This window comes from Ideonella azotifigens (assembly GCF_006519715.1).
Taxonomy (GTDB): Bacteria; Pseudomonadota; Gammaproteobacteria; order Burkholderiales; family Burkholderiaceae_C; genus Ideonella; species Ideonella azotifigens.
The window spans coordinates 1-5145 of record NZ_VIDT01000407.1 but is presented as its reverse complement, the minus strand read 5'-3'; the positions used below and the strand labels follow the sequence as shown (position 1 = coordinate 5145).

Here is a 5145-nt window from a genome sequence, read left to right as displayed (position 1 = left end):
CGGCGCGCGCCGCCACGCCCAGGTGGTCCATGTAGGCAGGAATGTCGTGCGGGGTCATACCGGGATTATCCCCGGCCGGGGCCGCTCGCGTTCAGCCCAGCCAGGCCAGCAGCGCCAGCCACAGCGGCGCGGTGCCCACGAAGGCAAGCGTGGACAGCACGTTGACCGCGGTGGTCTCGGCTTCCAGCGTGCGGTAGCGCTGGGCGAACATCATCGAATTGCTGCCGGCCGGCAAGGCCGCCAGCAGCACCAGCACCGCCAGCGGCGTACCGGTCAGGCCAAAGCCCCAGTGGGCGACGCCCAGCACCAGCGCAGGCTGCAGCCCCAGCTTCAGCGCGCTGACGGCGATGGCGCCATCCAGGCGCTTGGGCAGGCCCAGGTAGGCCAGTGACATGCCGATCAGCGTCAGGCACAGCGGTACCACGGCCGAGCCCAGCATGCGCAGCACTTCGTCGACCGCTTCGGGCAGCGGCCAGCCGATGAGGTTCCAGGCCAGGCCAGCCAGCACCGGCAGCACGACCGGGTGGATCACCGCGTTGCGCAGCGTGCCCAGCAGCACATGGCCGAGGTGCGCGTCGGGTGCAGCGTGGGCACGCGCCAGGTCCAGTTCGACCAGCGTGGTGCAGACCAGCAGCAGGATCAGCGCATGCACGCTGACCAGCGTCAAATGCAGGCCCAGGCCAGCTTCGCCGAGCACGCCGGCGGCCAGCGGAATGCCGATCTGCACCGAGTTGCCGAAGGTCACGGTGACGGCCCGCACCGCGGGCGCCGCAACGGCCTGGTCGCTGCGGTCGCGCCGGGCGCGCTGCACGCCGTAGACGGCCAGCATCAGCCCGGTCACCGGCACGAAAAACGCGGCCAGCATGGCCCAGGGCAGGTGCGCCAGGTCCACCCGCGCGGTGGTGCGAAAGAACAGCGCAGGCGCGAACAGGTAGAAGGCCGCGGCGGACAGGATGCGCGCCGGATCGTTGTCGGCCGTGCCTTCGCCCAGCCAGCGCAGGCGCCCCACGATCCAGCCCAGCGCCACCACCAGCACGATGGCCAGCAGCTTGTAGAGGATCGCCAGCGTCATGCCGCCGGCGTCATGCCTTGGCGGCGGCCTTCTTCGCCGGCGGCTTGGCTGCGCGCGGCTCGAACTCGAAGCTGACCTTGCCTTCCTTCTTGTCGTAGGCCAGGAAGGCCTTGAACTTGCGGCGGGTCTTGTTCGAGACGAAGTTCTCCAGCAGGTCGGTCTTGCCGGTCGTCAGCAGCTTGTGCACCTGCTCGCGCGCGACCGGCTGGGTCAGGATGACCTTGCCGGTCTTGAAGTCGCAGGTCACCGGCGCGCTGACCGCGTGTTCGCAGACATAGTTGCTGCCGTGCTCATAGACCTTGCCCTGGCACTTCGGGCAGGAACCCAGCGGCTCCTGGTCGCTGAAGTCCACCGCTTCGCCTTCTTCGGCCGCCTTGGCGTCTTCACCGAAGTCGAACTCCAGCTTCCAGTTCTTGGTCTCGTCGTCGAAGGCCAGCTTCAGCTCGGCAGTGAACGGCCAGCCGGCCTTGGAGCGGAAGCCTTCCAGCGGGCCGATCTTCTTGTCGGCCAGGAACTGCTCGACCTCGGCCAGCTCGAAGCTGCGGCCACCGGGGATCTTGGTGATGGAGAAACCGCAGCCTTCGCTGTCACCAGAGGCACCTGTGCAGGTGAAGCGGCGGTAGTTTTCCTTCACCACGCCGCCGCAGTTCGGGCACGGCGTCTTCAGCGTCGCATAGTCGCCAGGAATCGTGTCGCGGTCGTATTCCTTGGCCTTCTTGACGATGCGCTCGGCCATGTCGGCAATCGCCTTCATGAACTGTTCGCGCGAGAGCTTGCCCTGCTCCATCTCGGCCAGCTGGAACTCCCAGTTGCCGGTCAGCTCGGGCTTGGTCAGGTCTTCCACGCCCAGGCCGCGCAGCAGCGTCATCAGCTGGAAGGCCTTGGCGGTGGGCACCAGCTCGCGGCCTTCGCGCAGCATGTACTTCTCCAGGATCAGGCCTTCGATGGTCTGCGCGCGCGTGGCTGGCGTGCCCAGGCCCTTCTCGGCCATGGCCTCGCGCAACTCGTCGTCGTCGATCATCTTGCCTGCCCCTTCCATCGCGCTCAGCAGCGTGGCCTCGGTGTAGCGCGCCGGCGGCTTGGTGCGCAGCGCGACGACGTTCACGCCTTCGTTGCTGACCGTCTCGCCCGGCTGCACCGCGACCAGGTTGGCGTCCTCGTCCTGGGCTTCCTTGCCATAGACGGCCAGCCAGCCCGGGTTCACCAGCACCTTGCCGTTGGTCTGGAACGCATGCTCGGGGCCGGCGGCGGTCTTGACCTTGGTGATGCGGGTCGTGACCATGTATTCGGCCGCCGGATAGAAGACCGCGAGGAAGCGCTTGACGACCATGTCGTAGAGCTTGGCCTCGGCTTCGGTCAGCGCCTTGGGGGCCTGCAGCGTCGGGATGATGGCGAAGTGGTCCGAGACCTTGGTGTTGTCGAACACGCGCTTGAGCGGCTTGACGTAGCCTTCCTTCAGACCCTTCTTCGCATGCTGGGCCAGCGCCTGCAGCGGGCCCGGCAGGTCCTCGGTGGCGATCATCTCGAAGGTCTGCTTGACCACCGGCACATAGTCCTCGGGCAGGTAGCGCGAGTCGGTCCGCGGGTAGGTCAACACCTTGTGCTTTTCATACAGCGCCTGCGCCAGGCCCAGCGTGGTCTTGGCGCTGAAGCCGAAGCGCGAGTTGGCCTCGCGCTGCAGCGTGGTCAAATCGTACAGGCCCGGGCTGCTCTGGGTGCTGGGCTTGGCTTCCTCGGTGACCACGCCGGGCTGGCCGCGCACCGCATCGGCAATCGCCCTGGCCTCGGCTTCGTTCCAGAGCCGGTCAGGCCGGCGGTCGGACACGGGAATGTCGGCCAACGCGCCGCCACCGGCAGGGTCGTCCTTCTTGTACTTGGGGTCGAACCACTTGCCCTCGTAGTCGCCCGCAGCAGCGCCGAAGCCGGCCTTGATTTCCCAGTAGTCGCGCGCCACGTGCTTGCGGATCTTCTCTTCGCGCTCCACCACGATGGACAGCGTGGGCGTCTGCACCCGGCCGACCGTCGTCAGGAAGAAGCCGCCGTCGCGCGAGTTGAAGGCCGTCATCGCGCGGGTGCCGTTGATGCCCACCAGCCAGTCGGCCTCGGAGCGGCTGCGTGCGGCGTCGGCCAGACCCATCATCTGCTGGTCGCTGCGCAGCTTGTCGAAGCCGTCGCGGATGGCTTGCGGCGTCATGCTCTGCAGCCACAGGCGCTGGATGGGCTTGTTGATCGGCGCCTTGGCAGTGCCGGCGTATTGCACGATGAGCCGGAAGATCAGCTCGCCCTCGCGGCCCGCGTCGCATGCGTTGATCAGCGAGGTCACGTCCTTGCGCTTGACCAGCTTGACGACGGCCTGCAGCCGCGCCTTGGCCTTGTCGATCGGAGCGAGGTCGAAGTGCGGCGGCACGACAGGCAGGTTGGCAAAGCTCCACTTGCCACGCTTGACGTCGTATTCCTCAGGCGCCTTGATCTCCACCAGGTGGCCGACCGCCGAGGTGACGACGTACTGCTCGTTCTCGAAGTGGTCGGCGGCTTTTTCGAACTTGCCGGAGACCGGCGTCAACGCGCGCACGATGTCCTGCGCGACGCTGGGCTTTTCCGCAATGATCAGTGACTTGCTCATGTGTTCTTCGATTTCCACTCGGGCCGGATTCGGCCATGCCTACAATCCGGCGACTCGCGCGCCTGTGTGTACATGCGTATGCACGTGTACACGCGCGCACGCCCATGATTCCAATGTACCCAATGAAGCCACGCACGCAAGCCAAGCCCGCCAACAACCCTGCCGCCAAGCCGAAGGGCCGCTCGCAAACGGCCGCGAAGGCGACGGCAGGGCCCTCCGCGAAGAGCAGCGGCAGGCGCATCCAGGTGCGCCGCAGTGGCGTGCATGGCAAAGGGGTCTTCGCGCTGCAGCCCATTGAACCGGGCGAGCGCCTGATCGAATACACCGGCCAGGTGATCGACTGGCCAGAGGCGCTGCGCCGCCACCCGCACGACCCGTCCAACCCCGAGCACACCTTCTACTTCCAGATCGAAGGCGGCAACGTGATCGACGCGCTGTACGGCGGCAATGCCGCGCGCTGGATCAACCATGCCTGCGATCCGAACTGCGAGGCCGACGAGCAGGATGGCCGCGTCTTCATCAAGGCCTTGCGGCCGATCGCGCCCGGCGAGGAACTGTTCTACGACTACGGCCTCACCATTGACGAGCGCTACACCCCGAAGCTGAAAAAACGCTACGAATGCCGCTGCGGCGCAGCCGATTGCCGTGGCACGATGCTGAGCCCGAAGACGCGCCAGAAGGCGTCCCGCCCATGAACGACGCCCCGCTGATTCCGCCGCCTCCTGCGCCCAACCCGGCCGACCGCCACAGCCTGTGGGGCATCCACGCGCTGTGGGAACAGCTGCTGCCGATGCTGCCTGAGCTGTCGATCGAGGTGGTGGACCACATCGAGTCGACCAACCAGGCGCTGATGGACCGGCTGCGCCACGCCGCACTGAAGGCCCAGGGCCGCGAGCTGCGGGCAGATGACCTGGCGCCTTCGCTGCTGGTGGCCGTGCAGCAGACCCAGGGCAAGGGCCGGCTGGGCCGCAGCTGGGAATCGGCACCGGGCAGTTCCCTCACCTTCTCGCTCAGCCTGCCGATCCACCGCGCCGACTGGTCAGGCCTGTCGCTGGCAGTGGGCGTGGCAGCGGCCGAGGCGCTGGACCCGAACGGCCACGAGATCGGCCTGAAGTGGCCGAACGACCTGTGGCGCGTGGACGGCCCGGGCCGTGGCCGCAAGCTGGGTGGCGTGCTGATCGAGGCCTTGCAGGTCGGCGAACAGCGCTTCGCGGTGATCGGCATCGGCATCAACCTGCGGCCGCTGCACCTGCCGCAAAACGTGCAGGAAGCGATTGCCTCGGTCAGCGAATTCGAGCCGGACCTCTCGGCCCCGCAGGCACTGGCGCGCATCTGCCCCAGGCTGGCGCAACGCCTGCAGGACTTCGAGCGCGGCGGTTTCGCCGGCATCGCCGCCGCCTATGCGCAGCGCGACCTGCTGCGCGGCCATGCGGTGACGACCACCGATGCG

General features: G+C 67.5%; 4 protein-coding genes. 2 read left to right on the top strand and 2 right to left on the bottom strand.

Going from position 1 to position 5145, the window contains the following annotated elements; all coding sequences use genetic code 11:
- Positions 1–91 precede the first annotated feature (91 nt).
- Together FKP22_RS20570 and FKP22_RS20565 are read right to left on the bottom strand one after the other, a co-directional pair.
- Positions 92–1072 (bottom strand): AEC family transporter, encoded by a 981-nt coding sequence (locus FKP22_RS20570; RefSeq protein ID WP_141289561.1) that lies wholly within the window; start codon positions 1070–1072, stop codon positions 92–94.
- Positions 1073–1082: 10 nt separating this feature from the next.
- Positions 1083–3695, bottom strand: coding sequence for a DNA topoisomerase III (locus FKP22_RS20565; protein WP_141289560.1), 2613 nt, complete (start codon positions 3693–3695; stop codon positions 1083–1085).
- Between the two features lie 122 nt (positions 3696–3817).
- Between FKP22_RS20565 and FKP22_RS20560 the strand changes: the two genes are divergently transcribed.
- Both FKP22_RS20560 and FKP22_RS20555 read left to right on the top strand, forming a co-directional pair.
- Positions 3818–4390, top strand: coding sequence for an SET domain-containing protein (locus tag FKP22_RS20560; RefSeq protein ID WP_141289559.1), 573 nt, complete (start codon positions 3818–3820; stop codon positions 4388–4390).
- On the top strand, positions 4387–5145 hold a 759-nt coding region (locus FKP22_RS20555; protein WP_170200987.1), incomplete at its 3' end, for a biotin--[acetyl-CoA-carboxylase] ligase. The genes FKP22_RS20560 and FKP22_RS20555, both read left to right, overlap by 4 nt.